This is a genomic window from Pseudomonas sp. FP2309, from assembly GCF_030687575.1.
Taxonomy (GTDB): domain Bacteria; phylum Pseudomonadota; class Gammaproteobacteria; order Pseudomonadales; family Pseudomonadaceae; genus Aquipseudomonas.
Genome location: NZ_CP117439.1, coordinates 3,740,957 through 3,767,089, shown reverse-complemented (window position 1 = coordinate 3,767,089; position 26,133 = coordinate 3,740,957). Strand labels below are relative to the sequence as shown.

Here is a 26,133-nt window from a genome sequence, read left to right as displayed (position 1 = left end):
CGCAGACACACGCCGAGAGAGGCCTCACGGTTTTACTGAATGTTGGCGGATGCCTTGCGAACCTGCTCGACGACCGATTGCGGCAATGGGATGTAACCCATCGAATCGGCAATCTTCTGCCCTTCGGTCAGGCTGTATTCCACCATTTCCCGCATCGCCTTGGCCTTGGCCGGGTTGCCGTTGTCCTTGCGGAAGATCATCCAGGTATAGGACGTGATCGGGTAGGACTTGGCGCCTTCCGGATCCGGCAGCCAGGCCACCAGGTTCTCCGGCATTTTCACCGCCGCCAGGGCCTCGGCACCGCTTTCAGCGTTCGGCACGACGTACTGGCCGGCCTTGTTCTGCAACTGAGCAAAGTCGACCTTGGCGAGCTTGGCGAAGCCATATTCGATGTAGCCAATTGCGCCTGGGGTCTGGCGCACGGTAGCCGTCACACCGTCATTTTTCGGCGACTTGATGAACTTGTCACTGGCCGGCCAGTTGACGGTGTTGCCTTCGCCCAGCGCCTGTTTGAAGTCTGCGTTAATAGCTGCCAGGTGCTTGGTGAATACCGCGGTCGTACCGCTGGAGTCCGCACGTACAACCACAGTGATCGGCGTATCGGTCAGTTTCAGGCCAGGGTTGGCGGCAGCGATCTGCGGATCGTTCCAGCGCGTGATCTTGCCCAGGAAGATGTTCGAGTACACATCGCGTGGCAGCTTGAGGCCCTTGGGATTGCCCGGCAGGTTGTAGGCCAGCACGATTTCACCGGCGGTCATCGGCAACAACTGCACGCCTTCGGCGACCTTGGCGATGTCTTCATCTTTCATGGCCGAGTCACTGGCCGCGAAGTCTACGGTCTTGTTCAGGAAGTCCTGTACGCCCGCGCCGCTGCCCTTGGATTGGTAATCCACGGTGACAGTGTCGGATTTCTTGCTGAAGTCCTTGAACCAGGTCAGGTAGATCGGTGCTGGAAAACTCGCCCCAGACCCCGTCAGACGGACATTCTCCGCAGCGAAGGACACGGAGGTGGCGCAAAGAGAAAGCGTAGCGACGAGCGCGGCAGACTTCATAAAACGTTTCATTGGGGACACCTAGTGATTACGGGCTCCCGCACCCTGCATTATTTTTATGACATTTTCATGAAAGCCGAATGGCGGCAGGCCTTTGCTGTTCTGATGATCTGGACAGGATTTTTGCAAGGTGTGGCGGAGGAATTTGAGTTGGTGGAGGTCCTGTAAACCACAGGAACCCAGCGTGGCCAGCTTTTTTAGCCTATACGGCACACGAGATCAGGTCGCGCGTGTGGATGCGTTTTGCGTTCAGTCAAAGAACTGCATACCGGCATACGGCTGGCGCCGGCATTGCTCAAGGCGTGAAGCCAAGCTGCCTACGTGCACTTCCAGGCGGTGCCCATCGGGGTCCAAAAAGTAAAACGAGTGACCTTCGCTCGTATTGGATTTCCACTCAATAACCTTACGCAGGCGCAACAAGGCGGTGACGTGTTCAAAGTCGTCCTGGCTCACCGAAAACGCATAGTGCGTGTAATCGGGCTGTTTTTCCGTCGATCGGCGTTCGTCCAGAGACAGGCACAGCCACAGATCTCTGAGGCAAAGATAAGCCCCGGCGTCCCAGCGTGCAGCCAATCTGAAGCCGGGCAGGGCCGCATAAAACTCAATGCTGCGGGGGAGGTTCGCAACCGCCAGCGTCAGATGATTCAAGCCAGTCAACATGAGCATCTCTCCCGAATACGTGAGGGTATCAATAACGGTGCTGCTCGACGCAAAGGCCAGCGCCGGCGTCCATTGTCGACACGCGTTTCAATTGCCGGGCACGACCCACAGCCATGGGGGGCGTGGATGAACGCTCCACAGCATAGAGAAGAACCGGCGCCGGCCTTAGGTCACCGGACTCGACCACCCACCCGTTTTTCTTTAATTGAACTTGGTATTGCCCAACACTGCCCCATAACTACCCTGTCTCCCTTAACCGCAAGGACAAACCATGACCAACTCAACCGAAACCGCCATCCTCGCCGGCGGCTGCTTCTGGGGCATGCAAGACCTGTTGCGACGCTACCCCGGCGTGCTGCACACGCGCGTCGGCTACACCGGTGGCGACGTAGCGAACGCCACCTACCGCAACCATGGCAACCATGCTGAAGCAATCGAGATCGTGTTTGACCCGGCGGTGATCAGCTATCGGCAGATTCTTGAGTTCTTTTTCCAGATCCATGACCCGAGCACGCCTGACCGGCAGGGCAATGATCTTGGGCCGAGCTACCGGTCGGCGATTTACTACCTGAGCGAACAGCAACGCGACATTGCCGAAGACACCGCGGCTGACGTCGATGCCTCCCAGTTGTGGCCGGGGCCTGTGGTCACGCAGATCGAGCCTGCCGGCGCGTTCTGGGAAGCCGAGCCGGAGCATCAGGATTACCTGGAGCGCATACCCAACGGCTACACCTGCCACTTCATACGGCCAAACTGGAAGCTGCCCAAGCGGGCTTGAACCCGCTTGGCGCCAGCGGCCGCCTCAGGCCGCGCAGCTCTGCCTGGTGACTTCGAACCGTCCAACTTCTTTTACGTGTTGACTGCCAAAAATGTAAATAATGGTGCGACCCACGGAAAGTATCGACTGGTCGCTTCGCATTTGTGCGGCGCAGGCAGCCTTGGTGATGCTTGATTGGATCGCGGTCAGATCGACCCTATCGGGATCGGTGTCGTAGTGGGTCAGCGTTTAATAAAACTCGAGCGCATGATGTCCTGGTTTCCTTTATGTCGGGCCCGCATTAACGGCGCAATGGTTTCAATCAGGCGAAATGCTTATTGCTGTGTCGCTCGGCGTGGCCTGAGTCCAGCCGACCGCGAACACCCCCACAAAAAACAGCAGCGAGCCCCCGTAGGCTTTGTAGGGCAGCCATACGTCAACCGGTGCTAACCAGGAAATTAAGGCGTTCAAGGTGCCCAGCAGCGTGAGCAGCAATGACAGTTTAAGCACGTCGCTTCGCCATGCTGCGGGCGGGCGGTTTAACCGGCGGCCGAACATAAAACGCAGCAAATTGATGTGACACCCTGTCTCCAGAAGCGTGAGCAGCAGCGCAAAAGACACGAGTCCAAAGGCCGGTACATACAGCAACAGGCCTCTGTGGGCGGCTATCAGATCAATGAATGCAAACCCAAGTACCAGGCTCAGCACAAAGGTGTAGGTGAAATACAACAGGTAGGTGCGCCAGAGAACGCTGAACCCCAGGGAAATTCGTTGCTTGATCATGACTTATCTTTCCAAATCACCCACCGCCAACACGTCGGGGGCGTAGCGCAGGTACCACTCGCGCTGGCTGGCCACCAGATTGCGCGTGCTTTTAAGCTCTGCCTCGGACATCGCGGCATAACGCTCGCCCCGATGGCTGATCCGTTGCAGTTGGCTGGCAATTACGCTGTAGAGCCCCCAGCCCTTGCTTTCCATACACAGGCGGCTGCCCTCGTTGATGATTTGTGCTTCGGAGTAGCCCAGTGAGCGGAAGACCTGCACGCCCTGACCATTCTGTTGGTAGTAAATTATTTGAGATTGAACGCAGGCGTTCAAGCTTTCGCTGAACTGAGGGGCGGAAGCGGTGTTGTGCGAGACTTTGAAATAGACGCCGCCATCTTTGAAGTCCATATCCGCGCGGTCCGACACCACGCTTTGTGCCGTGCTCAAATAACTGCCGGAGGGCATAGTAGAGGCGCAGCCGTTGAGCAGGCTGGCGACGAGGGCAAGCATCAGCAGGGAAGGGGGGGTGCGCATCGAGACATCCTTGATCAGTGGAATGGGTCCATCCAGCGGCTGACGTGCCGCCCTAGAGGTGCGCGCATTCTACGGCAACCCCGCCTGTTCTACAGAACTGTCGCGCAGTCCGACGCACCTGACATTTGATTGAACAGTGGCCCCCTCAAGGCGCCTAACCCAGACAGGCCACTTGACGGCAAAGCCCGCTCAATTGGCGTTTACCTGGCTGCGGCTGGTGCTGCGCGACAACGCGTGGGCCGTCACAGGCTTCAAAAGGGGGTTTGCATGACTGAGGATTTCGCAGGATTTTTCACCACGTACACACTGTTAGGCATTTCACTGGCGAACTGGGCCCTGGCCTTGTGCGCCGCCGCACTGAGCTACCTGTTGGCCCGGACCGCGATCGGCTTTGTGTTCCGCAAGGTCCAGGCCAGGGCGTCCGCCGGCAATCGGCATTTGAGTTTCATGGCCAGCGAAGTGTTGTCGGCCACCAGCACCACCTTGCTGTTGTTGGCCTCGATCCTGGTGGGTATCGGCTTGCTGGACTTGCCGGAGCGCTGGCTCGGTCGGGTCAGCAGCCTGTGGTTTGTAGTGGCGGCGTTGCAGATCGGGCTCTGGGCCAACCGCGCCCTGGCGCTGGGGCTGCACCGTTATTTCTCTCGGCACAGCACCAACGGTGCGTTTCAAACCAGTGCCCTGGCCACCTTGAGTCTGTGGGGCGTCAAGGTGCTGTTGTGGACGGTGATCCTGCTCGCCATGTTGTCGAACCTGGGCGTCAACATCACCGCGTTCGTCGCCAGCCTTGGGGTGGGCGGTATCGCCGTAGCGCTGGCGGTGCAGAACATCCTGGGCGATGTGTTCGCCTCGCTGTCGATTGCCGTCGACAAGCCCTTTGAAGTGGGCGATTTCATTGTGGTAGGTGCGCTCGCCGGGACGGTCGAACACGTGGGGCTCAAGACCACGCGCATCCGCAGCCTGGGTGGCGAACAGATCGTGATGGCGAACGCCGACATGATCGGCAGCACCATTCAAAACTACAAGCGCCTGCAGGAGCGCCGGATTGTGTTCGAGTTTCGCCTGACCTATGAATGCTCGCCCGACCAGATCCGGCAGGTTACGCAGCAGGTGGAAGCCATCATCCGTAATGAAGAACTGGCCCGGTTTGACCGGTGTCACTTCAGGAGCTTTGGTGAAAGTGCGCTGGAGTTCGAAACGGTCTATATCGTCCTGGACGCGAGCTACAACGTGTACATGGATGTTCAGCAGCGGATCAACTTGCAGATCATGGAAGCGGTGGCAGATCTTGACGCTTCGTTTGCCTTCCCCTCGCGCACCGTGCATGTGGCGTCATTGCCTGATGCTGCACCCGTGCCTTCGCGCTTACAGCATTCAACGCGCGCCGAACATGCCTGATCGCGTTGCCGACGCTTCTGGAGAGGCCGCCATGCTCACGCGGCCACTCCAGCGACGCAGTTTTGCTTACTGCTTGTAGGCCATGTAGGCGTTCTGCAGGGCAATGTGGTCGGCCACATATTTCGCGTCATGCCATACCCCGTAGATAAACGACGACGCACGGTTCACTAGGTTCGGCAGCCCCAAAAAGTAGATGCCACTCTCTGCCGAAATTCCGCGTTTGTGGAACGGCTCGCCTTTTTCATCAAACGCAGCCACTTTCAGCCAGCTGAAATCGAACGTGAAACCGGTGGCCCAGAGGATGGTGGTGACCCCGGCCTCAGCCAGATCCAGGCTCAGGATCGGCTTAACCAAACACTCGGGGTCTGGCAATAATTCCCACGCGGACGGTTCCGGTGGAAACGCCAACCCGTTGGCCTCGATATACGCGTCCGCATCACGCAGTACCTCAAAATAGGCGCGATCGCCTTCGGCGATGTTGTCGGCCAGCCCCGGCTGAAAAGTCATCACGCCTTCGTTCCACGCCTTGGTCACGCCCACCAGGGTGACGCCCTGCTGGGCCAGGCGACGAAAATCAACGGTCTTGCCGCCCTCGTAGCCACTGACCGCGAACGCTACGTGCTTTTTCTTCGGCTGGATCTTCACTTCGTCCCACAAACCCAAAGCCCCCAGCCACCAGCAGTAGTCGCGGCTGCGGTAAGCGCGGGGCGGGCGGTAGTGTTCGCCCACCGAGAGGTACACGGTTTTGCCGGCTTTTTGCAGTTCTTCGGCGATTTGGGAGCCGGACGCGCCGGCGCCCACCACCAATACCGCGCCTTCGGGCAGTTGGCCGGGGTTTTTGTAGGTGCAGGAGTGCAGTTGGTGAATCGGTGCGGTGGTGGGGACAATCTCGGGGATCGACGGACGTTGGAAGGGGCCGGTGGCGGCGACGACGTTGGCGGCTTCGATCACACCGGCGGAGGTGGTGACTTTGAAACCGGGGCGACCCACGTGACGTTCCACTTGCTGGACTTCTACGCCCGTGCGTACCGGGGCGTTCAATTTGTCGACGTAAGCTTCGAAGTAGTCAGCCATGCGCTCTTTGGGCGCAAAGGCTTCGGGGGAAATACCTTCGAAGGTCAGGCCGGGGAAGCGGTCGTGCCAGGCCGGGCCGTTGGCGACGAGGGAGTCCCAGCGCTCCGAGCGCCAGCGTTCAGCGATGCGGTGGCGTTCGAGCACGATGTGCGGCACGCCCATCTGGGACAGGTGTTCGCTCATGGCGACGCCGGCCTGGCCGGCGCCGACGACCAGGGTGTTGATGGTTTCTACTGACATGGGCGGCTCCTGGAAGTGAGTTGTACGGTTTTGAATACAGGTAAAAGCAACGTTCTCGGGGCTGGCGTGCTTGTTGTGGGGTTGAGAACGGGCTTGTTGCAGTGAGCCGGGCAAGCCCGTTCACCCCCAAAACCAGGCTCGCCCGCAAAAAATTCGCAGGCCATACCTTCAGGGTCCGAGCAGACGGGCCACGGCCGTCAGTGCCAGTTCATACCCCAGCGCCCCGAGCCCGGCGATCACACCGGTGGCGGCCTTGGAGACATAGGAGTGATGCCGGAAACCCTCGCGCTGCCAGAGGTTGCTCATGTGCGCCTCGATAATCGGGCCGTCGAACGCCAGCAGCGCATCCAGGATCGGCACCGAGCTGTAGCTGAGGCCGGCGGCGTTGATCACGAGGGCGTCGCCGTGCAACCGCGCCTCTTGAATCCAGTCCACCAGTACGCCCTCGTGGTTGCTCTGGCGAAAGTCCAGGCTCAGGCCCAGTTCCGTGGCGTGGCGTTGGCAGCGCGCTTCGATGCCGGCAAAGCTTTCGCTGCCGTAGGTGCCGTGTTTGTCCAATCCGTAGAGATTGGCATTGGGCCCGTTGAGGAAATACACGCGGTGGGTCATCGGTGGCTCCAGGTCATTCGGCGACGGTCAGCACCAGGTGGCTGCTTTCATACGTTCCAGTCGTCCGGCACCACGGCGATCACGTCGATTTCCATCAGCCATTCCGGCTGGCCCAGGCCTGAGATCACCAACCCGGTGGAGATCGGAAACACGCCCTTGAGCCACTTGCCGACTTCCTGGTACACCGGCTCGCGGTAGCGCGGGTCGATCAAATAGGTGGTGGTCTTGACGATGTGCGACAGGTCGGAGCCGGCTTCCTCAAGCAGTTGCTTGACGTTTTTCATCGCTTGTTCGGCCTGGGCCCGCGGGTCGCCGAGGCCGACCAGATTACCGGCGAAATCGGTGCCGATCTGGCCGCGCACGTAGATGGTGTTGCCGGCGCGCACGGCCTGGCACAGGTCGTTGTCCAGCGCCTGGTTGGGGTAGGTTTGTTTGGTGTTGAACATGCGGATGCGGGTGTGGGTCGGCATGGCGGGCAACTCGTGGTGAGCGGAATGGGGCCAGCTTCACACCGCCTCCGTTGCGGCGAAACCAGCATTTGTGCGGGGTAGTGCTTAGGAAAAACCGAAGCCCGTAGTCCCCATCGGTTCGCCGGGTACCCGGCACGAACCCTGCAAAGCTGCTTGCACAGTCATTGTTGAGGGGCAGGTGTGATGCTCAGTCGTATTACTCAGCGTCAACTGGAGTATTTCGTGGCGTCGGGCGAGGCGGGCAGCATCAGTGCGGCGGCCGAGCGCATCCATGTGTCGTCGCCGTCGATCTCGGCGGCGATCACCCATATGGAGGCCGAGCTGGGCATCCAGCTGTTTGTCCGCCATCACGCCCAGGGCATTTCGCTGACGGCGGTGGGACGCCTGGTGATGCAGGAAGCCAAACAGATCCTGGAGCAGATGAGCAACCTCTACACCATCGCCTCGGAATCCTTGAATACGGTGCGCGGGCCGTTGCGGGTAGGGTGTCTTGAGTCGTTGGCGCCGATGATCACCCCGGAGCTGGTGTTCGGTTTCGGCCGCGCATTTCCCGGCGTGCGCCTGACCCAGGCTGAGGGCAATCACGAAGAACTGCTGGAAAAACTGCGCAGCGGCGAGCTGGATATCGCCCTGACCTACGACCTGGTGAGCAGCCCGGACATCGACTTCCAGCCCCTGGCGCACCTGCCACCCTATGTGATGGTCGGCGAGTACCACCCGTTGGCGAGTCTGCCGGCGGTCAGCATGCAGGACCTGGAGGCGTACCCGGTGGTGCTGCTTGACACGCCCTGGAGCCGTGACTATTTCCTCAGCCTGTTTATCCAGGCAGGCACCACGCCGAACATCATCATGCGCTCCACCAACCTGGAAACCGTGCGCGCCATGGTGGGCAACGGGATCGGTTACTCGTTCGCCAATGCGCGGCCCAAATCGAACATGTCCCAGGATGGCAAACGCGTGATCCGCCTGCGCCTGGCGGGTGCGCATCGGCCGATGAAACTGGGGTACGCCACGGCCAGCAACACCCAGTTGTCCCGGGTGGTGTCAGCATTTGCCGAGCGTTGCCGCCTGTTTGTCTCCGACCAGTACATCCCCGGCATGGCGCCGCCGAGCTTTTTCGACCCGCATGCGGTGCGGGTATTGAGTGATGTGAGCTGAGGCTGCACTGATAAGTGGCGTGCGCAATGCGGCGACTTCAAGCGTGCACCAAATGTGGGAGGGGTAAGCGCCTTCCCACACTGAGTTTCGGCCCGCTCAGGCCTGCATAGGTTCTGCCTACCCAGTGCCCCGGCTTTTACGAATTGACCCCAAGGCCCCGCCGCCACGACTCTCGTTCCATCGAGGCAGACCCACTTCTTTTTCTGCAAGGCGCAGCGACGATGACATTCGACTGGAATTACCTGTTTGGTTTGCTGGACGATGCCGAGTTCTGGCGTGCGACGTGGACGGTGATCAAGCTCAGTACCCTCACCTGGCTCTTGAGCATCGGCCTGGGCTTTTTGCTGGCGCTGGCCAAACAGTCCAAACACGCCGTGCTCAGTGTGCCGGCCCGTGGGTACATCTGGTTGTTCCGCAGCTTGCCGCTGCTGGTGCTGCTGATCTTTATCTACAACTTGCCCCAGGCGTTGCCGGGTACCTCGGCGGTGCTGGCCGACCCGTTCTGGTCCGGCCTGTTGGCGCTGGTGATCTGCGAGACGGCGTACGTGGCCGAGATTCATCGCGGCGGTCTGCTCTCGATTCCCAAAGGCCAGGGCGAGGCGGCGCGGGCGTTGGGCCTGAGGTTTTTCGGCACCCAATGGCGCGTGGTGATCCCCCAGGCGCTGCGCGTGGCATTGCCGGCGCTGGCCAACGAATACATCTCCATCGTCAAGCTGACCTCGTTGGTGTCGGTGATCTCCCTCACCGAGATTCTGATGGTTGGCCAGCGCCTGTATTCGCAGAACTTTTTAGTGATCGAAACCATGGCGGCGGTGGCGTTCTTCTACGTGTTTATCGTCACCGTGTTCGATTTTTTGCTCAAACGCCTGGAGCGCTTTCTCGATGTGAACACGCGTAACGTGTCCCGCGTGCCCGACGCCCAGGTGCTCGCCCTGGCGACTCAACAACGCACGGTCCTGCAACGCCCGGAAAGTAACGGCGCGGCGGCGCTGCAAGCCTCGCGGTTGCACAAGGCGTACAACGACATCGAGGTGCTCGGCTCGGTCAACCTGCAGGTGCAGCCGGGTGAGGTGGTGTCGGTGATCGGCCCGTCTGGCTCGGGCAAGACTACGCTGATCCGCCTGCTCAACGGCCTGGAGCAGTTGGATAACGGCGAGATTCATATCAACGGCCTGCCGTTCATTCGCCTGAGCAAAGTCGGTGCGCAGAAGCCCCAGTACATCGAGCACGCCGAGCACCGCCTGAACATCGGGATGGTGTTCCAGAGCTTCAACCTGTTCCCGCATTTGAGCGTGCTCGACAACCTGCTGATGGCGCCGAAATACCACCGCCTGGGCCGTACCGATGAGCTCAAGCAACAGGCCTACGCGCTGCTGCACAAGGTCGGCATGCTCGATCACGCCTGGAAGTACCCGCACCAGTTGTCCGGCGGTCAACAGCAACGTGTGGCCATCGCCCGGGCCTTGATGATGCGCCCGCAAATCATGTTGTTCGACGAGCCGACCTCGGCGCTCGACCCCGAAAAAGTCAACGAAGTGCTGCAAGTGATCGAGGCCCTGGCCGAGGAGGGCATCACCATGGTGATCGTCACCCACGAGATGAACTTCGCGTTCAAGGTCTCCGATCGCATCGTGTTCATGGAGAAGGGGCGCGTGGTCTGCGATGACACGCCAGGCGCCTTGCGCAGCGGGCACAACCCACGCGTGGAGGCGTTCCTCAAGGACGTCTCGCTGGCGTGATCTCTCTAACGTTCAGGACAACTCCACATGATTGAACAAGCACACATCGAACAGTTCCAGCGTGACGGCTTCCTGGTGGTAGCAGGGGTGCTCTCGATGGACGAAGTGGCCGCGCTGCAACACGACTTCGACCAGTGGGTCGAAGAGAGCCGCCGCCACGACCAGGGCTGGGGCGCCACCGTGGACGGTCGCGCGCGCTTTGACCTCGAAGGCGACCACCGCGCCGATCACCCGTCGCTGCGCCGGGTGAGTTCGCCCACCGAGATTTCCCCGGCGTATGAGCGCGTGGCCTTGCATTCGCGCATGGCGGCGATTTCCGCGCAGTTGATCGGCGCCGCCGGCACGCGCTTTCACCACAGCAAGATCAACTCGAAACTGCCGCACACCGCCACCCAAGTGAAGTGGCACCAGGACTTTCTGTTCACGCCCCACAGCAACGACGACATCGTCACCGCCTTGTTGATGGTCAGCGAAGTGACCCCGCAGAACGGCCCGCTGAACGTGATCCCCGGCAGCCACAAAGGCCCGCTGTGGTCGCACTGGCAGCAGCAGCGCTTCACCGGTTCGGTGGACGACGCCGTGGTGGCCGAACATTGTCGGCAACCGGTGGCCTGCTACGGCCCGGCCGGTTCCGTGTGCTTCATGCACACCCGTCTGTTGCATGCCTCCAGCCCTAACGAGACCGAACTGCCGCGTACCTTGTTCATCAGCGTGTATGCCGCTGAAGACGCGCTGCCATTCGGCGAAAACCCCTTGCCCAGTGCGCACGCCGGCCTGCTGGTGGCCGGTGAAGAAAGTGGCTTGGTGCGCTGCACCACCAACCATATGCGTCTGCCACAGAAGCCTCGTGGCGCGTCGTTCTTCGTGCAACAGGCCGGACAAGACTCTGCCACTGCCTAACCTCCCTACAACCTTGCGGGTAATGACCATGACAGCCTTTCGTAACAGTGTTCGCCCCTTTGCCGTGTGCCTGCTGGGCGCTGCGGTTGCAGTGACCTCGTTGGCGGCGTCGGCGTTTCAGCAGGACGGCAAGATCATCGCCGGTTCCGATGTGACCTTCTTCCCCTACGAGTACATGGACAACAACAAACCCGCCGGCTTCGACATCGAGTTCATGGACGGCCTGGGCAAGGTCATGGGGCGCAAGGTCGAGACCCTCGACACCCGCTTTCCCAACCTGATCACCGGCCTGCAGGCCGGGCGTTTCGATGTGACCAACTCGTCGATGTACATCACTGCCGAGCGGGTCAAGGTCATCGACATGATCCCCTACCTCAAGAGCGGCGAGTCGATCCTGACCCTCAAGGACAGTGCTTTTCAGCCCAAGACGCCGGAAGCGTTCTGCGGCCATAAGATCGGCTCCATGGGCGCCACCTCGTGGCTGGCGCAGATGAACAAACTGTCGGCCGAATACTGCGTGGCCAAGGGCTTGAAGCCGATCCAGATCAGTGAATACAGCACCGACCCGCAAACCACCCAGGCCCTGCTGGCCCATGCCGTGGAAGCGCAGATCACCGACGCCGCTGTGGCCCGTGGCGTGGTCGACAAACTCGGCAATCGCGTGGTGATTTCCTCCGAGACCTTGATTTACCCGGTGCTCAACGGCTTCGGCGTAAAGAAGGGCAACGACACGGTCAAGCAGGCCTTGCTCGAGGGCCTTGAGAAATACCGCGCCACCCCGGAATACGCGGCCTTGCTCAAGAAGTACAACTTCCAGGCACCCACCGATGCCGACATCGCGGCGCTGATGCCCCAGTAATCTTAATGGCGTGCGCCGCAGCCCGCTGCGGCCGCGCCCAGCGGAGTAAGCGTCATGGCGTTATCCCTCGAAGAACAGACGCGCATCGACCTGGCGGCGACCTTTCGTATCATCGCCCACCTGGGCATGCACGAAGCGGTGGCCAACCATTTCAGCGCGGCCGTGTCGGCCGATGGCAAACAGTTTTTGCTCAACCCTAAGTGGAAGCATTTTTCGCGCATCCGCGCCAGTGACCTGCTGCTGTTGAACACCGACGATCCGGCCGCTGCTGATCACCCCAACGTGGATGCCACCGCCTGGTCGATCCACGGGCAGATCCACCGCCTGTTGCCGCAGACCCGTGCGGTGCTGCATTTGCACCCGGTGTACACCACGGCGGTGGCGTGCCTGGCCACGCCGCATATCCCACCGATCGACCAGAACAGCGCCCGTTATTTCAACCGTGTGGCGGTGGACGAACTCTACGGCGGCATGGCCGACACCGAGGCTGAGGGCGCGCGCCTGGCCGGCTTGCTGAACGGTAAAAGCCGCCTGCTGATGGGCAACCACGGGGTGATGGTCACCGCCGGGACCATCGGTGAAGCCTTCGACGATATCTGGACCCTGGAGCGCGCGTGCCAGATCCTCGTCACCGCGTGGTCCACCGGGCAGCCGCTGCGGGTTTTGTCCGATGAAGTGGCGGAGAAAACCGCGCGGGGCTGGGAAGGCATTGCCGACTTCTCGCGCCGGCATTTTGAAGAAATGAAGCAAATGATGATCGACGCCGACCCCTCGGTAGTCGATTGAGGAGCGCTCAATGACCTTTTCCGTTGTCGCCCGCTGCGCCGAAACCGGCCAGTTGGGCATCGCCATCAGTTCGTCGAGTATTGCCGTGGGCGCGCGGTGCCCATGGTTGCGTCCCGGTGTGGGCGCGGTGGCCTCGCAGAACATCACGCTGCCGAGCCTGGGGCCCGACATCCTCGGTTTGCTGGAGCAAGGCATGGCGCCGAACGAAGCGCTGACGGTAGTGTTTGCAGGGCAGGCGCACAGTGACTATCGCCAGGTGACCGTGATCGATCACCTGGGCCGCACCGCGCATTTCAGTGGCACGCACACCTTGGGCCTGCATGCGGCAATCAGCGGCGAGCAGTGCGTGGCGGCGGGCAATATGTTGGCCAACGCCGGGGTGATCGAGGCCATGGTGCGCGCGTTCGAGCAGGCCACGGGGCCTGTGGCCGAACGCCTGCTGGCGGCGCTGCACAGTGGCGTGGCCGAAGGCGGCGAGGCGGGGCCGGTGCATTCGGCGGCGCTGTTGGTGGTCGATGAGGTGTCCTGGCCCATCGTCAACCTGCGCGTGGACTGGGCCGATGAAGACCCGATCGGCGCCCTCGACCGGCTGTGGCAGGCCTATCGCCCGCAATTGCAGGACTACATCGAGCGCGCCCTCAACCCGCCCATCGCGCCCGGCTATGCGGTGCCGGGGGACGATCGATGAGCAGCAGCCGTGAACTGCTGGCGCAACTGGTGCGCTTCGACACCACCAGCCGCGAATCGAACCTGGCCTTGATCGACTTTGTGCGCACCTACCTGCAGGACCACGGCGTGGCTTGTGAGTTGGTGTTCAACGCACAGAAGAACAAGGCCAACCTGCTGGCGACCATCGGCCCGGCCGACGTGCCGGGCATTGTGCTGTCCGGGCATACCGACGTAGTACCGGTGGACGGCCAGCGCTGGAGCGTGCCGCCATTCGAGCTGACGGAAAAGGCCGGCAAGCTGTATGGGCGCGGCACCGCCGATATGAAGGGGTACATCGCCTGCGTATTGGCGTTGGTGCCGGCATTGATTGCGGCACCGCTGCGCATGCCGGTGCATATCGCACTGTCCTATGACGAAGAAGTGGGCTGTCTTGGCGTGCATGGGTTGATCGAGCGGTTTCAGGCGCAGCCGGTCAAGCCGCTGCTGTGCGTGATCGGCGAGCCCACCGAACTCAAGCCGGTGCTGGGTCACAAAGGCAAATTGGCCATGCGCTGCGACGTGCACGGCGCGGCCTGCCATTCGGCGTATGCCCCGTCCGGTGTGAATGCCATTGAATACGCCGCGCAGTTGATCAGCGAACTGGTGCGCCTCGGTGAAACGCTCAAGGTCCCCGAGAAGCTTGATCCCCGGTTCGATCCGCCGTTTTCCACGGTACAGACCGGTGTGATCAACGGCGGCAAGGCGCTGAACATCGTCCCGCAGCACTGCAGTTTCGATTTTGAAGTGCGCGCGCTGCCGGCCCAAAATCCGTGGCAGGTCGCCGACGCGCTGCGCCATTACGCCGAACACTGCCTGCTGCCGGCAATGCAGGCGGTGAGTGCCCACGCCGCGATCAGCCTCAGCGAGTTGTCCAGTTATCCGGGGTTGGCGACATCCGCCCAAAGCCAGGCGGCCGAGTGGGTGGCGCAGTTCTGTGGCTCAACGAATTACGGCACCGTGGCGTTCGGCACCGAAGGTGGCTTGTTTGATCGGGCCGGTATCCCCACGGTGGTGTGTGGGCCGGGAAGCATGGCGCAGGGGCATAAGCCGGATGAATTCATCGATGTTGAGCAGTTGCAGGCATGCGACCAAATGCTGCAGCGGGTGCTCGCGTTTGTGAGCCAATAACCCAGCACCGTAAACGCTGAAATCACCGAGAACCCTGTGGGAGGGGGCCAGCCCCTGCCACATTGCCCCATGTTGCCTTGAGGACTCAGCGCACCAGGCAAGGCTGTTTGTTGTTGAAGCGCCACCCCGGTATCAGGAATTGCATCGCCACGCTGTCATCCCGCGCGCCGAGGCCCATGCCTTTGTACAGCTCATGGGCCTTGGCCACGGCCTCCATGTCGATGTCCACCCCCAGGCCCGGTTTGGCCGGGACTTTTACGTAGCCGCCTTCGATGGTCAAGGGCTCGCGGGTCAGGCGCTGGCCGTCCTGCCAGATCCAATGGGTGTCGATGGCGGTGATATCGCCCGGTGCGGCGGCGGCCACCTGGGTGAACATGGCCAGGGAAATATCGAAGTGGTTGTTGGAATGCGAACCCCAGGTCAGGCCCCACTCGTGGCACATCTGCGCCACGCGCACCGAGCCTTGCATGGTCCAGAAATGCGGGTCGGCCAGTGGGATGTCCACCGACTGCAACTGGATCGCGTGGCCCATCTCGCGCCAGTCGGTGGCGATCATGTTGGTGGCGGTCTTTAGGCCCGTGGCGCGGCGGAATTCGGCCATGACTTCGCGGCCCGAGTAGCCGTTTTCGGCCCCGCACGGGTCTTCGGCATAAGCGAGCACGTGGTGCTGGTCGCGGCACAGGCGGATGGCTTCCTTGAGTGACCATGCGCCGTTCGGGTCGAGGGTGATACGCGCGTCGGGGAAGCGTTCGGCCAGGGCGGTGACCGCTTCGATTTCCGCGTCGCCGCTCAGGACGCCACCCTTGAGCTTGAAGTCGTTGAAGCCGTAGCGAGCTTTGGCGGCTTCGGCCAGGCGCACCACGGCCTCCGGGGTGAGGGCTGTTTCATGGCGCAGGCGGAACCAGTCGTCATCGGCGTCCGCTTCGTTGCGGTAGGCCAGGTCGGTGGCGTTGCGGTCGCCCACGTAGAACAGGTAACCGAGCATTTTCACCGCATCACGCTGCTGGCCTTCGCCGAGCAGGGCGGCCACCGGGACGTCGAGAAACTGCCCCAGCAGGTCGAGCAGGGCGGCTTCCATGGCGGTGACGGCATGGATGGTGATGCGCAGGTCAAAAGTTTGCAGGCCACGGCCGGCCGAGTCACGCGCGGCAAAGGTGCTGCGCATTTGGTTGAGGATGCGCTGGTACTGGCCGATGGGTTGGCCGATCACCAGGCTGCGCGCGTCTTCCAGGGTTTCGCGGATGCGTTCGCCGCCGGGCACTTCACCGACGCCGGTGTTGCCGCAGCTGTCCTTGAGGATGACGATATTGCGCGTGAAATACGGCCCGTGGGCGCCGCTGAGGTTAAGCAGCATGCTGTCGTGGCCGGCGACGGGGATGACCTGCAAGTGGGTGATGACTGGAGTATTCATGGCAAATTCCTGGGTAGGCTCAAAGTGGTTTGCTGAGGGCGGCGCCGTTGGGCGTCACGTCTGGCGATGCGAGTGCGGCAGAGGGTGCGGTCTTGGCGAAGAACACCAGGATCGCCGCCAGCACCGAGGTGCCGGCCAGGCCGTAGAGGCCGCCCTGGATCGACCCGGTGGTCTGCTCCAAAAAGCCAAAGGTGGTCGGCGCGACGAAGCCGCCCAGGTTGCCGATGGAGTTGATCAGCGCGATCACCGCCGCTGCGATGCGTACATCCAGGTAGCCCTGGGGGATCGGCCAGAACAGTGACGACGCCGACTTGAACCCGATGGCCGCAAAGCAGATCGCCACAAAGGCAAAGACTGGTCCGCCGGTGGTGGACATGAACATGCCTGCCGCCGCAATCAACAGCGCCACCGCCACCCAGGCCTGTTGGAACTTGAACTTGCCCGACAGCGATGCGAAGGCGTACATGGCGATGATCGAGATCAACCAGGGTATCGAGTTGAAGAAACCCACCTGCACATCACTCAAGTCACCCATTTTCTTGATGATGCTCGGCAGCCAGAACGTCGCCGCGTAAATGGTCAGTTGGATACAGAAGTACAGCGCGCAAAACAGCAGGATCTGACGGTCCTTGAGCAGCTTGCCGATCGTTGGTTTGACGCTGGTCAGTGCCTCACGCTGGCGTTGTTCCTCGTCGATAGCGCCGACGAGGGCGTCCTGTTCTTCGCGGGTCATCCATTTGGCATCGTGGGGTTTGGAGTCGAGCCAGAACCATACAAAAAAGCCGATCACCACCGAGGCCAGGCCTTCGATGGCGAACATCCATTGCCAGCCGTGAAAACCAAAGCCTTCGATCTGCAACAGCGCCCCTGACAGCGGGCCCGAGATCAACGAGGCGACTGCCGAACCACTGAGGAAGATCGCGATGGCTTTGCCGCGCTCCACGCCAGGCAACCAGCGCGTGAAGTAGTAGATCACTCCCGGAAAGAAGCCGGCTTCGGCTACGCCCAGCAGAAAACGCAGGATGTAGAAGTGGGTTTCGTTCTGGATGAAGGCCATCAGCGTGGCGACGATGCCCCAGGTGAACATGATGCGGGTCAGCCAGATCCGCGCGCCGACCTTTTGCAGCAGCATGTTGGAGGGCACTTCGAACAGGGCATACCCGATGAAGAACAACCCGGCGCCAAAGCCGTAGGCCGCGGCGCCGATGCCCAGGTCATGTTCCATGTGCGTGCGCACAAAGCCGATATTGACCCGGTCGATGTAGTTGAGGATGAACATGATCACGAACAGTGGAAGCACATGGCTCTTCACTTTGCGCACGGCGCGCGCAAGGACCGGATCACTGCTTGAAGCGGCAGGTGCATGGCGTGTAGGGCTCACCATTGAAAAACTCCCCTTGATTATTTTTATGCGGGTTTGTGCGTCTTGTTGATAGACATCATACAAGTGCTTTTCTTGGGTTCGCAATCCAGGACAGGCGGTTTTTATTTTTATAAGGCTGGGGAGTAGCTGGATGATTCGGTTATTTGCCTTTATTTACTGGGTTTTTTGGATGTTGTTGGGCCATTGAAGTCACAGTAGGTGCCGCAAGCTGAGCCCTGTGAGGCTCGCCAAAAAAGGTCGATAAAGATTGGTTGTCATACAAGTTAAAGGTTTGCGCAATCCACCCTGCGTTGCCCTTGCGCAGGGTGTTAAGCTCCCCGCCAGCCCAGTCCCGTGGACCTGTAGCAATGCCCATTGAAAGCTCGCCTCCTGTGCGTAGACGTTCCAACAACCTGGCCCAAGGCGTGGTCGACGCCTTGACCCAGCGCATCCTGCTGGGTCAACTCAAGCCCGGTGAGAAACTGCCCTCGGAATCCACCATCGTGCTGGAGCACGGCGTAAGCCGGACGGTGGTGCGTGAGGCGCTGTCCAAGTTGCAGGCATCGGGACTGGTGGAGACGCGTCACGGCATCGGCACCTTTGTATTGGCGCAACAGGCCCGGCAAGGCTTGCGCCTGCATGTCGACACGGTCGCCAGCGTGCGCAACATGCTTGAGTTGCGCCTTGGCCTGGAGGTGCAAGCGGTGGCGCTGGCCGCGCTGCGCCGCACCGACGTGCAACTGGCCCACATGCGCCAGGCGCTGGACGACTACCAGGCGTCCCTGGTCAACAACGACAGTTGTGTGGAGGAGGACAAGCGCTTTCATCAGTTGATCGCCGAAGCCACCGGCAATACATTCTTCAGCGAAATCATGCAGCACTTGGGCAATGCGATGATTCCACGTGCCCAGGTCAAGAGTGACGAGCGCGGTGGCGCCGATTTTGCCCAGCTCGGGCAGTTGGCGAGCCGCGAACATGAGGCGATCTTCAACGCGATCAAGCGCCAGGACCCGGACGCGGCTCGGGCCGCCATGGTGTTGCATCTGACCAACAGCCGGGATCGGTTTTCCGGGGAATGATAAGGACCACAGGTTGAACGAACACTCCTTGTCCACGCGCCTTGAGCGCGTGGCAGCGCACGTGCCCCATGGCGCGCGGCTGGCCGATATCGGCTCGGACCATGCCTACCTGCCGGTGGCGCTGCTGCGCCGCGGCGCGATCGAGGCGGCGGTGGCGGGGGAGGTGGCGACCACGCCGTTCCAGGCGGCCGAGCGCACCGTGCGTGACAACGGCCTGGAACAGCAGATCACGGTGCGCCTGGCCAATGGCTTGGCGGCCATCGCACCGGCAGACCGGATTACCGCGATCAGCCTGTGCGGCATGGGCGGCGAGACGATCCGCGACATCCTTGACGCCGGCAAGGCCTGCCTGAACGGGGTTGAACGCCTGATCCTGCAACCCAACGGCGGCGAGCAACCGCTGCGCGTCTGGTTGATGAACAACGGTTACCGCATCGTCAGCGAAGAGCTGCTGCGCGAGAACCGGTTTTTCTATGAAATCATCGTCGCCGAGCGCGCTGAACCGGTGTTGTACAGCGCCGAGCAACTCTACTTCGGCCCGCTCCTGATGCAGGCCCGCAGCCCGGCATTTTTGGCCAAGTGGCAGCGGGCATTGCGCCTGCGACAAAAGACCCTGGCCGGTTTCGCGCAGGCGCAGACGGTGCCCGACGCCAAGCGGCAAGCGATCATTCGGCAGATTCGCTGGATCACCGCGCTGCTGGCTTGATACCCGTTCATTCAACCATCATCACTCTGGAGCCCCGCCATGGCAGACGCCACCGACCAAGCGTTCTACGACCGCGCCGATGCGCACATCGAACTGTCGAACGAACAACTTAAAACCTTCGACAACCTCGGCCAGGTCAGCGCCTCAATGATGTTCGGCACCACCCGCTTCAACGCCTGGGCCCTGGCGCGCAACTTCAAGTCCGGCGAGCACATGGCCGCAGAGCGCGAAGCGATGCTCAAGTATTGCTGCGATCAGTACCGGATGATGCTGGAAGACAACCTGGACGATCACATCAATCATTTTGCTCAGTACATGCAGGTCAAATAGGCGCGGGTGTTTTTGATCAGCCCTTCAAGTTTGTTCGGTTCGCGGCCGATAGATGGCTGTGATTGAGAGCCTTTTGAAATGCGTGTTGGGCAAGCGTCTGCGGCGGTTACAGCTTATCGGCCGCCCTTGAGTGCTTTTGCCCCATTTTCGCGCACACAACTGGCTCCATTACCGTGCCGCCCGCCCTGTTTCGGGGCCCTGGGCCAGCGGCCCGTATCTTGCTAGAGCCAGCCTAATCAATGACATGGCATTTTGCCGTTAGTCATTTCAAGGCTTGGCCCGCTGTTTAATCGAGTGGGTTGTTTGAGGGAGTAGTCGGACATGCACAGCTTGTTAACACCCGGTATCCGCCTGCTCGGACGTTTCGGATTCGCACGTAAATTTCAGATCCTGTTCTTCCTCTTCATGTTGCCGCTGGCCGGCAGCCTGTGGATGATCGGCCAGGACTATCGCGAGAAATTGAACGTGATCGCCAGCGAACAATCCGGCGTGCGCCAGTTGCTGGCGCTCGATACGCTGGACGTTCAACTGAGCGTACAGCGCAACCTGGCGGCGCGCTGGAAAGCGGTCGACCTGCTGCGCGAGCCCACCCCGGCGGCCAAGGCCGCGATGAGTGCGGTGGACGCCAATTACCCGCAGATCGAGCAAAGCCTGCAGGCCCTGAGCGAGACGCTCAAGGCGCAACAGGCCAGCGCGGAGATCCTGTCGCGCTTCCAAAGCCTGCAAGCGGCGGTCAAAGGGATGGACACCCAGTCGCTGCGCACCGTGGGCTGGTGGCCGGACGGGTACGACCGCTTCACCTCGGCGCTCAGTGCCGCGCAGGCGTTGCGCGAGCAGATCGCCCTGGACACCGGGCTGATCCTCGACCCGTGGCTGGAAACCTATCTGATGATGCAGATCTCCACGCAACAGACGTCCGACCTGATCGAGCGCATCGGCCGCATGGCCAGTGTCGGGCAGTCGTCCATTGCCTCGGGGCAGTTCACCCTGCAAAGCCGTTTGCAATTGCGTGACCTGCGTGGCCGCATCGGCGATGCGCGTGACCAGTTGATCAAAGCCGCCGCTTCGCTCAAAGCCAAGCCATACGCAGGCATGGAGCCCTGGACTGCAAAGTACGACAGTGGCCTGCAGGTGCTGGATAACGAACTCAAAGTGCTCGACGACGGTGTGTTCGGCGGCACGATCAAGCTCGACACCGCCGCGTTCGACCGCAGTGTCGACGCCATGCTCGGCGGCCTGAGCGCGCTGCGCAACCAGTCGTTGAACTCGTTGAACGATCGCCTGAGTTATTACCACGATCGCTTGCTCCAACAGTTCATCCCCGTGGCGGCGACCTTCAGCCTGCTGGCGCTGGCTGCGCTGTACCTGTTTATGTGCCTGGAAGCCTCCATCCGCCGCAGCGCCGGTGGCATCACGACGCTGGCCGAGTCCCTGCGCGACGGCAACCTGTGTGTGGAGGTGGAGGTGCAAGGGCGTGACGAACTCGCGGTGATCAGTAAGGCGCTGAACGTGGCGGTGGTGCAATTGCGCACCAGCCTGCTGGGCGTCAACCATGAGACCCAGCAGTTGGGTTCAGCCGTGCTCACCCTCAATTCTCAATCGGGCAGCACCCTCAGCGAAGTGGAAGACCAGCAACACCAGATCAGCCAGATCGCCGCCGCCGCCACCCAGTTGGCCGCGACTTCCATGGGCGTTGCTCGAAGCTGCGAACAGGCGTCCGGCAGTGCCCAGCAAACACGGCGCATCGCTGAAGACAGCAGCCGCGACAGCCAACGCACCACGGCCAGCATCCAGCAACTCAACCAACGCCTCACCGACACCGCCGATGCGTTGCAGCAAGTGAGTCAGCAGGGCCAGCAGATTCAATCGGTGGTCGACACCATTCGCGGCATCGCGGAACAGACCAACTTGCTGGCGCTTAACGCCGCCATCGAAGCGGCGCGCGCCGGTGAGCAGGGGCGTGGCTTTGCGGTGGTGGCCGATGAAGTGCGCAGCCTGTCACAACGCACCCAGGCCTCCACGGCGCAGATCGCCAGCACCGTCGACAGCCTGCGTGCAACGGTCAGCCAGGCAGTCACCCTGATGGGCGTCGCGTGCGAGCAGGCCTTGACCGACGCCGAGTCCGTCACCGGGTTGGGCACGCGTTTGGGCGAGATTGCCGGGGCGGTGCAGAACGTCACCGACACCCTGGCGCAAATCGCCACGGCGGTGGAAGAACAAGCCGCGACGGCCGATGAAGTGAGCGGCAATATCCAGCAGGTCGACCAGGCGGCAGGGCGTTTGCTGGAGGGCGCGCGGGCGGTGAATCGAGCGGCGGACACCCTGAGCAAGGGCAGCCGGGCGTTGAGTGACAACACCGCACGGTTTCGTCTGGGCTGAGGAACGGCTTAACTCACCGTCGGGTTGATAAGGCATTGGGTGACCGCCTCGATCTCTGTGGTGAGCGGCAAGCCCGCTCACAACAACAGTTCAGTTCACCAAAGGGGGCTGACGTTGGAGTCTGGATATATTCGGTCACCACATGACACGGGCGCCTCTCTGGCGGCCAGCTAGCGTCAATGCTCTCCAGACTATTTACGCAGAGCAACGACATGCGCACCCCGCCTCAATCCCATCGACTGCGTCGCGGTCGCTATTCGGAAATCGGCCGCAGTTATCTCATCACCCTGGTGGTTCACCAGCGGCAGCGGCTGTTCACTGACCTGTACCTCGGCCGTCTGCTGGTCGCTGAGTTCCGTCAGGTTCATGAGCTGGGGCTGATTGATTCCCTGGCTTGGGTCATCATGCCCGATCATATTCACTGGTTGTTCGAGCTCAAGCAGCAGAGTTTGGCCGACGTCGTACGTCGTACGACGTACAAAGTCCCACAGCACGCTCACCATCAATCGGCACCTTCGAAGCACCACGCGTGTCTGGCAACCTGGTTATCACGATAGGGCGGTGCGAGCGGAGGAGGACAGTCGCAATATGGCCCGTTACATCATTGCCAACCCGCTGCGGGCGGGTTTGGTGCAGCGCGTGGGGGATTACGCATTGTGGGATGCTGCGTGGCTCTGAACGGGGCTCGCCCGCTGTTCATCGCGACTGAACGCTCCGTGGGTGAGTGATTTATTGCAGTGAGCCCGCTCACTGCAACATGCTCGCTCAGCATAGGTATCGCAGTGACCTCATGGTGTCAGATCGACCCGGTTGCTTGCCCGCAGCTCGCGGTGATGTTCAGTGAAACCGCTGTGGTGAGCGGGCTTGCCCCGCGCTGGGCTGCGAAGCGGCCCCATCAAGCGTACTGCATTCGTCCAGGCGAACCGCGGTGTTGGTTTTAGGGCTGCTGCGCAGCCCGGCGCGGGGCAAGCCCGCTCACCACAACAGGCCTTTTCACAACAAAGCATGCTGACTGGAACAAACCTGAATCAGGAACCTTCGGCCCCCACAGGGCTCACTTGTTAGGTCGCCCTGTTTCACGCCGAAAGGAATCCGCATGCTTTCAGCCTCGCCAGCCATTCCCCAGTACGCCCCCGTAGAACGCGAACTGAGCCTGCGTGCCGTCATCACCGGCACGCTGCTCGGGATTCTGCTCACGCCTTCCAACGTGTACGCCGGACTGAAGATCGGTTGGTCGTTCAACATGTCGATCATTGCCTTGCTGGTGGGGTACGCCATCTGGCAAGGCCTGGCCAGGCGTTCGTCCGCGCAACTGCCGTGGACGTTGCATGAAAGCAATATCAACCAGACCGTCGCTTCGGCCGCCGCGTCGATTATCTCCGGCGGGTTGGTGGCGCCGATTCCGGCCTACACGCTGTTGACCGGTAATCAGCTGGATGCGCTGCCGATGATCGCCTGGGTGTTCTCGGTGAGCTTTCTGGGGATCTGGATCGCCTGGTACCTGCGCCCCTCACTGCTCAATGACAAGGCGCTGAAATTTCCCGAAGGCATGGCCACGCTGGAAACCCTGCTGCACATCTACAACCACGGCCGCGAAGCCGCGACACGCTTGAAGGTGCTGCTCAGCGCCGCGTTGCTGTCCGGGGGGGTGAAGTGGGTGGACACGTTCATGTGGGCCTTCCCGCGCTGGTCGCCGTCGGCCGCGTTGGAGCGCCTGACCTTTACCGCCGATCCGTCGCTGTTGCTGCTGGGGTTCGGCGGCATTATCGGTATTCGGGTGGGCCTCACGCTGCTGCTCGGCGCGTTGCTCGCCTGGGGTGGACTGGGGCCGTGGCTGCTGGCACAGCACCTGGTGACGTTGCCGGCGGGCAGCAGCGGCCCGCAATTTGCCGCGTTGGTGGAGTGGCTGCTGTGGCCGGGTGTGAGCCTGATGGTGTGTTCCACGCTGGCCTCGTTGGCGATTCGATTGTGGGCCTTGCGCACCGCCACCAAGGCCACGGGCGGTGCGCTCTGGGGGTGGCCCAAGCCTGGGCCTGCCGCCGGTTTTATGCTGGCGATCGGTTTGGTGGTGAGCCTGCAAGCGTTGTTGTTCGGCATCAACCTGTGGATGGCGTTGCTGACGATTCCCCTGGCGATCTGCCTGGCCGCCGTTGCCGCGCGCGTGGTGGGCGCCACCGGGATTCCGCCGATCGGCGCCATCGGGCAATTGTCCCAACTGAGCTTCGGCATCGTCGCGCCCGGCCAGGTGCCGATCAACCTGATGAGCGCCAACACCGCCGGCGGCGCGGCCGGTCAGTGCACGGACCTGATGAACGATTTCAAGGTGGGCAAGGCGATTGGCGCCACGCCGCACAAGCAGGTGATCGCGCAGATCCTGGGGATTTTCATCGGCAGCATCGTCGGCGTGTTCGCCTACCTGGCGCTGATCCCCGATCCGCAGTCGATGTTGCTCACCGAAGAGTGGCCGGCGCCGGCGGTGGCCACCTGGAAAGCCGTGGCGCAAACCCTCACCCACGGGCTGGACTCTTTATCGACGAGCATTCGTTGGGCGATTGCAATTGCGGGCGCGGCAGGCGTATTGCTCGGCGTGCTCGACAGCCTGCTGCCGGCGCATCGTGGGCGCTACCTGCCGAGTGCCGCCGCGCTGGGGCTGGCCTTTGTGTTACCGGCGTCTGTGTCGTTGATGATGGCGTCTGGCGCGGTGTTGACGTGGCTGGTGAGCTGCCGTTGGCCGAGCCTGACCGAGCGCTTTGCGATCACCGCAGCGGCGGGCTTGATTGCCGGGGAGAGTATTACGGGGGTAGGGGCGTCGTTGTGGCAGATGGTTTGGCCATAGCCGGTGAGGGGCTGGCATCCCAGCCCCTCACCGGTGTGTCAGTTACCGGGCAAACGCATACTCGCCGCCCTGTTCCAGCGCCTTGTGGTATGCCGGCCGCGCCTGGAACCGTTGCACCCACGCCGCCAGGTGGGGGTAGGCCTGCAACTTGCCCTGGGCCTTGGCGATTTCGCCGATAAAGCTCATCTGGATGTCCGCACCGCTCAACGCTTCGCCCAGCAGGTAGGGCGTGTGCGCCAGCGCATCGTTCAGGTAGCCCAGGTAGTTGGCCACTTCCGATTCGATACGCGGATGCAGCGGCGCCCCGGCCTCACCCAAACGGCCGACGTAGAGGTTGAGCATCAGCGGCAACATGGCCGAGCCTTCGGCGAAGTGCAGCCATTGCACGTACTGGTCGTACTCGGCGCTGGCGGGGTTCGGTTGCAGCCTGTCGCCTCCATGACGGCGAATCAGGTAGTCGACGATGGCGCCGGACTCGATCACCACGCGGCCCTCGTCTTCGATCACCGGCGATTTGCCCAGGGCATTGATGGCCTTGAGTTCAGGCGGGGCGAGGTTGGTTTTAGGGTCGCGCTGGTAGCGCTTGATCTCATACGGCAGGCCGAGTTCTTCGAGCAGCCACAGAATGCGTTGCGAGCGTGAGTTGTTGAGGTGGTGAACAATGATCATGGGAGCTCCGCGGTTGACGAGATGTGTAGGAACAGACTGCCAGTGGGGTGCAGAGTGCCGTTAATCGGCAAAGGCCTCCTGCATAAAGGCGTTCAGGCCATGCTCCTCCAGAATCTCGATGGAGAAATGCCCGAAGCGCTTGGGCAGCCAGATAATGCGCGCGCCGGACGGCGTTTGCAGGTTCTCGCGGGCCAACGGTTGACCGTTTTCGTCCTCGGGCTGCACGCCTGATGCGATCAATTGGTCATACGCCAACTCGATGTCCGGCGTGGAATAGCAGTGACGGTAAATCATGCCTTCGCCGTGGGTGTCCAACAGCGTGCGCAGGTTGCCCGCGATGGGGTGGACCAGCATGAACCGCTCCTGGCCCATCAGCGCCACCGCATAGCGCACGTGCAGGCCGCCGCGGTCCCACACGAACGTCTTGGAAATGCGCGCCTTGAGGGCCATTGCGTAGTAGGCGCAGGCCTCTTCAAGGTCGTTGACCAGTACATCGACGTGGCTGAATTTCAGGTCCATCGCATGT

25 protein-coding genes and 1 pseudogene are annotated in these 26,133 nt (G+C 61.6%); 15 read left to right on the top strand and 11 right to left on the bottom strand.

The annotated features are described in order from the left end of the window. Positions 1–32: 32 nt before the first annotated feature. Positions 33–1,064: a phosphate ABC transporter substrate-binding protein PstS gene (gene pstS, locus PSH59_RS17280; protein ID WP_248082443.1), complete on the bottom strand. Its 1,032-nt coding sequence runs from the start codon at positions 1,062–1,064 to the stop codon at positions 33–35. A 237-nt stretch (positions 1,065–1,301) separates the two neighbouring features. Next, a complete protein-coding gene (fos, locus tag PSH59_RS17275) occupies positions 1,302–1,712 on the bottom strand; it encodes a fosfomycin resistance glutathione transferase (RefSeq protein ID WP_248082441.1) in 411 nt (136 codons plus the stop codon). Between the two features lie 271 nt (positions 1,713–1,983). Between fos and msrA the strand changes: the two genes are divergently transcribed. Next, positions 1,984–2,490 carry a peptide-methionine (S)-S-oxide reductase MsrA gene (gene msrA, locus PSH59_RS17270; protein ID WP_248082439.1) on the top strand — a complete coding sequence of 169 codons (507 nt, stop codon included), beginning with the start codon at positions 1,984–1,986 and terminating at the stop codon, positions 2,488–2,490. A 297-nt stretch (positions 2,491–2,787) separates the two neighbouring features. Here msrA and PSH59_RS17265 read toward each other — a convergent pair whose 3' ends face one another. Together PSH59_RS17265 and PSH59_RS17260 are read right to left on the bottom strand one after the other, a co-directional pair. Continuing rightward, the gene (locus PSH59_RS17265; protein WP_248082437.1) at positions 2,788–3,252 is read right to left on the bottom strand and encodes a septation protein IspZ; all 465 of its coding nucleotides are present in this window, start codon (positions 3,250–3,252) and stop codon (positions 2,788–2,790) included. A 3-nt stretch (positions 3,253–3,255) separates the two neighbouring features. Then, positions 3,256–3,768, bottom strand: a complete 513-nt coding sequence (locus PSH59_RS17260) for a hypothetical protein (RefSeq protein ID WP_305393293.1) — start codon at positions 3,766–3,768, stop codon at positions 3,256–3,258. Positions 3,769–4,035: 267 nt separating this feature from the next. On the opposite strand from PSH59_RS17260, the gene PSH59_RS17255 reads away from it, so the two are divergent. Beyond that, positions 4,036–5,163, top strand: a complete 1,128-nt coding sequence (locus tag PSH59_RS17255; RefSeq protein WP_305393292.1) for a mechanosensitive ion channel family protein — start codon at positions 4,036–4,038, stop codon at positions 5,161–5,163. Between the two features lie 66 nt (positions 5,164–5,229). On the opposite strand, the gene PSH59_RS17250 is transcribed toward PSH59_RS17255, so the two are convergent. The 3 genes from PSH59_RS17250 to PSH59_RS17240 all read right to left on the bottom strand — a co-directional run bounded on the left by PSH59_RS17250 (position 5,230) and on the right by PSH59_RS17240 (position 7,556). After that, positions 5,230–6,477 carry an NAD(P)/FAD-dependent oxidoreductase gene (locus PSH59_RS17250; RefSeq protein WP_248082432.1) on the bottom strand — a complete coding sequence of 416 codons (1,248 nt, stop codon included), beginning with the start codon at positions 6,475–6,477 and terminating at the stop codon, positions 5,230–5,232. A gap of 168 nt (positions 6,478–6,645) precedes the next feature. Beyond that, positions 6,646–7,086, bottom strand: coding sequence for a type II 3-dehydroquinate dehydratase (locus PSH59_RS17245; RefSeq protein ID WP_248082430.1), 441 nt, complete (start codon positions 7,084–7,086; stop codon positions 6,646–6,648). A 47-nt stretch (positions 7,087–7,133) separates the two neighbouring features. Continuing rightward, positions 7,134–7,556, bottom strand: coding sequence for a RidA family protein (locus PSH59_RS17240; RefSeq protein WP_305393291.1), 423 nt, complete (start codon positions 7,554–7,556; stop codon positions 7,134–7,136). Between the two features lie 183 nt (positions 7,557–7,739). Here PSH59_RS17240 and PSH59_RS17235 point away from each other — a divergent pair, with 183 nt between their 5' ends. From PSH59_RS17235 to argE, 7 genes are all read left to right on the top strand, one after another. Then, a complete protein-coding gene (locus tag PSH59_RS17235) occupies positions 7,740–8,714 on the top strand; it encodes a LysR family transcriptional regulator (RefSeq protein WP_305393290.1) in 975 nt (324 codons plus the stop codon). Positions 8,715–8,935: 221 nt separating this feature from the next. Next, positions 8,936–10,453, top strand: coding sequence for an amino acid ABC transporter permease/ATP-binding protein (locus PSH59_RS17230; RefSeq protein WP_248082424.1), 1,518 nt, complete (start codon positions 8,936–8,938; stop codon positions 10,451–10,453). 27 nt (positions 10,454–10,480) lie between these two features. Then, a complete protein-coding gene (locus PSH59_RS17225; RefSeq protein ID WP_305393289.1) occupies positions 10,481–11,353 on the top strand; it encodes a phytanoyl-CoA dioxygenase family protein in 873 nt (290 codons plus the stop codon). Between the two features lie 28 nt (positions 11,354–11,381). Beyond that, positions 11,382–12,212 carry an ABC transporter substrate-binding protein gene (locus tag PSH59_RS17220; RefSeq protein ID WP_370694384.1) on the top strand — a complete coding sequence of 277 codons (831 nt, stop codon included), beginning with the start codon at positions 11,382–11,384 and terminating at the stop codon, positions 12,210–12,212. Between the two features lie 54 nt (positions 12,213–12,266). After that, positions 12,267–12,998 carry a class II aldolase and adducin N-terminal domain-containing protein gene (locus PSH59_RS17215; RefSeq protein WP_305393287.1) on the top strand — a complete coding sequence of 244 codons (732 nt, stop codon included), beginning with the start codon at positions 12,267–12,269 and terminating at the stop codon, positions 12,996–12,998. A gap of 10 nt (positions 12,999–13,008) precedes the next feature. Further along, entirely contained in the window at positions 13,009–13,686 is a 678-nt protein-coding gene (locus PSH59_RS17210; RefSeq protein ID WP_305393286.1) for a DUF1028 domain-containing protein, read from the top strand. Next, positions 13,683–14,834 (top strand): acetylornithine deacetylase, encoded by a 1,152-nt coding sequence (gene argE / locus PSH59_RS17205; protein ID WP_305393285.1) that lies wholly within the window; start codon positions 13,683–13,685, stop codon positions 14,832–14,834. The genes PSH59_RS17210 and argE overlap by 4 nt, the downstream gene beginning before the upstream one ends. A gap of 85 nt (positions 14,835–14,919) precedes the next feature. Here the strand turns inward: argE and gudD are convergent, their stop codons facing one another. Both gudD and PSH59_RS17195 read right to left on the bottom strand, forming a co-directional pair. Then, a complete protein-coding gene (gene gudD, locus PSH59_RS17200) occupies positions 14,920–16,245 on the bottom strand; it encodes a glucarate dehydratase (protein WP_248082415.1) in 1,326 nt (441 codons plus the stop codon). 19 nt (positions 16,246–16,264) lie between these two features. Beyond that, the gene (locus PSH59_RS17195) at positions 16,265–17,629 is read right to left on the bottom strand and encodes an MFS transporter (RefSeq protein ID WP_305393284.1); all 1,365 of its coding nucleotides are present in this window, start codon (positions 17,627–17,629) and stop codon (positions 16,265–16,267) included. A 347-nt stretch (positions 17,630–17,976) separates the two neighbouring features. Between PSH59_RS17195 and PSH59_RS17190 the strand changes: the two genes are divergently transcribed. The 6 genes and pseudogenes from PSH59_RS17190 (at position 17,977) to PSH59_RS17165 (ending at position 24,938) form a co-directional block, all read left to right on the top strand. Further along, positions 17,977–18,687 (top strand): FadR/GntR family transcriptional regulator, encoded by a 711-nt coding sequence (locus PSH59_RS17190; protein WP_248082411.1) that lies wholly within the window; start codon positions 17,977–17,979, stop codon positions 18,685–18,687. Positions 18,688–18,700: 13 nt separating this feature from the next. After that, a complete protein-coding gene (locus PSH59_RS17185) occupies positions 18,701–19,393 on the top strand; it encodes a tRNA (adenine(22)-N(1))-methyltransferase TrmK (RefSeq protein WP_305393283.1) in 693 nt (230 codons plus the stop codon). A 39-nt stretch (positions 19,394–19,432) separates the two neighbouring features. Next, positions 19,433–19,723: a DUF3144 domain-containing protein gene (locus PSH59_RS17180; RefSeq protein WP_305393282.1), complete on the top strand. Its 291-nt coding sequence runs from the start codon at positions 19,433–19,435 to the stop codon at positions 19,721–19,723. 321 nt (positions 19,724–20,044) lie between these two features. Beyond that, positions 20,045–22,102, top strand: coding sequence for a methyl-accepting chemotaxis protein (locus PSH59_RS17175; protein WP_305393281.1), 2,058 nt, complete (start codon positions 20,045–20,047; stop codon positions 22,100–22,102). 212 nt (positions 22,103–22,314) lie between these two features. Then, a pseudogene (locus tag PSH59_RS17170) lies at positions 22,315–22,780 on the top strand (transposase). Between the two features lie 418 nt (positions 22,781–23,198). Continuing rightward, on the top strand, positions 23,199–24,938 hold the full coding sequence (locus PSH59_RS17165; protein ID WP_305393280.1) for an OPT family oligopeptide transporter: 1,740 nt from the start codon (positions 23,199–23,201) through the stop codon (positions 24,936–24,938). A 42-nt stretch (positions 24,939–24,980) separates the two neighbouring features. Here PSH59_RS17165 and PSH59_RS17160 read toward each other — a convergent pair whose 3' ends face one another. Beyond that, positions 24,981–25,607 carry a glutathione S-transferase family protein gene (locus PSH59_RS17160; RefSeq protein WP_248082399.1) on the bottom strand — a complete coding sequence of 209 codons (627 nt, stop codon included), beginning with the start codon at positions 25,605–25,607 and terminating at the stop codon, positions 24,981–24,983. A gap of 60 nt (positions 25,608–25,667) precedes the next feature. Continuing rightward, positions 25,668–26,126 (bottom strand): VOC family protein, encoded by a 459-nt coding sequence (locus PSH59_RS17155; protein ID WP_305393279.1) that lies wholly within the window; start codon positions 26,124–26,126, stop codon positions 25,668–25,670. Between the last annotated feature and the right edge of the window lie 7 nt (positions 26,127–26,133).

Coding starts and splice junctions, on each gene's coding strand:
- pstS (WP_248082443.1), bottom strand. CDS start 1,064: ATGAAACGTTTTATGAAGTCTGCCGCGCTCGTCGCTACGCTTTCTCTT.
- fos (WP_248082441.1), bottom strand. CDS start 1,712: ATGTTGACTGGCTTGAATCATCTGACGCTGGCGGTTGCGAACCTCCCC.
- msrA (WP_248082439.1), top strand. CDS start 1,984: ATGACCAACTCAACCGAAACCGCCATCCTCGCCGGCGGCTGCTTCTGG.
- PSH59_RS17265 (WP_248082437.1), bottom strand. CDS start 3,252: ATGATCAAGCAACGAATTTCCCTGGGGTTCAGCGTTCTCTGGCGCACC.
- PSH59_RS17260 (WP_305393293.1), bottom strand. CDS start 3,768: ATGCGCACCCCCCCTTCCCTGCTGATGCTTGCCCTCGTCGCCAGCCTG.
- PSH59_RS17255 (WP_305393292.1), top strand. CDS start 4,036: ATGACTGAGGATTTCGCAGGATTTTTCACCACGTACACACTGTTAGGC.
- PSH59_RS17250 (WP_248082432.1), bottom strand. CDS start 6,477: ATGTCAGTAGAAACCATCAACACCCTGGTCGTCGGCGCCGGCCAGGCC.
- PSH59_RS17245 (WP_248082430.1), bottom strand. CDS start 7,086: ATGACCCACCGCGTGTATTTCCTCAACGGGCCCAATGCCAATCTCTAC.
- PSH59_RS17240 (WP_305393291.1), bottom strand. CDS start 7,556: ATGCCGACCCACACCCGCATCCGCATGTTCAACACCAAACAAACCTAC.
- PSH59_RS17235 (WP_305393290.1), top strand. CDS start 7,740: ATGCTCAGTCGTATTACTCAGCGTCAACTGGAGTATTTCGTGGCGTCG.
- PSH59_RS17230 (WP_248082424.1), top strand. CDS start 8,936: ATGACATTCGACTGGAATTACCTGTTTGGTTTGCTGGACGATGCCGAG.
- PSH59_RS17225 (WP_305393289.1), top strand. CDS start 10,481: ATGATTGAACAAGCACACATCGAACAGTTCCAGCGTGACGGCTTCCTG.
- PSH59_RS17220 (WP_370694384.1), top strand. CDS start 11,382: ATGACAGCCTTTCGTAACAGTGTTCGCCCCTTTGCCGTGTGCCTGCTG.
- PSH59_RS17215 (WP_305393287.1), top strand. CDS start 12,267: ATGGCGTTATCCCTCGAAGAACAGACGCGCATCGACCTGGCGGCGACC.
- PSH59_RS17210 (WP_305393286.1), top strand. CDS start 13,009: ATGACCTTTTCCGTTGTCGCCCGCTGCGCCGAAACCGGCCAGTTGGGC.
- argE (WP_305393285.1), top strand. CDS start 13,683: ATGAGCAGCAGCCGTGAACTGCTGGCGCAACTGGTGCGCTTCGACACC.
- gudD (WP_248082415.1), bottom strand. CDS start 16,245: ATGAATACTCCAGTCATCACCCACTTGCAGGTCATCCCCGTCGCCGGC.
- PSH59_RS17195 (WP_305393284.1), bottom strand. CDS start 17,629: ATGGTGAGCCCTACACGCCATGCACCTGCCGCTTCAAGCAGTGATCCG.
- PSH59_RS17190 (WP_248082411.1), top strand. CDS start 17,977: ATGCCCATTGAAAGCTCGCCTCCTGTGCGTAGACGTTCCAACAACCTG.
- PSH59_RS17180 (WP_305393282.1), top strand. CDS start 19,433: ATGGCAGACGCCACCGACCAAGCGTTCTACGACCGCGCCGATGCGCAC.
- PSH59_RS17175 (WP_305393281.1), top strand. CDS start 20,045: ATGCACAGCTTGTTAACACCCGGTATCCGCCTGCTCGGACGTTTCGGA.
- PSH59_RS17165 (WP_305393280.1), top strand. CDS start 23,199: ATGCTTTCAGCCTCGCCAGCCATTCCCCAGTACGCCCCCGTAGAACGC.
- PSH59_RS17160 (WP_248082399.1), bottom strand. CDS start 25,607: ATGATCATTGTTCACCACCTCAACAACTCACGCTCGCAACGCATTCTG.
- PSH59_RS17155 (WP_305393279.1), bottom strand. CDS start 26,126: ATGGACCTGAAATTCAGCCACGTCGATGTACTGGTCAACGACCTTGAA.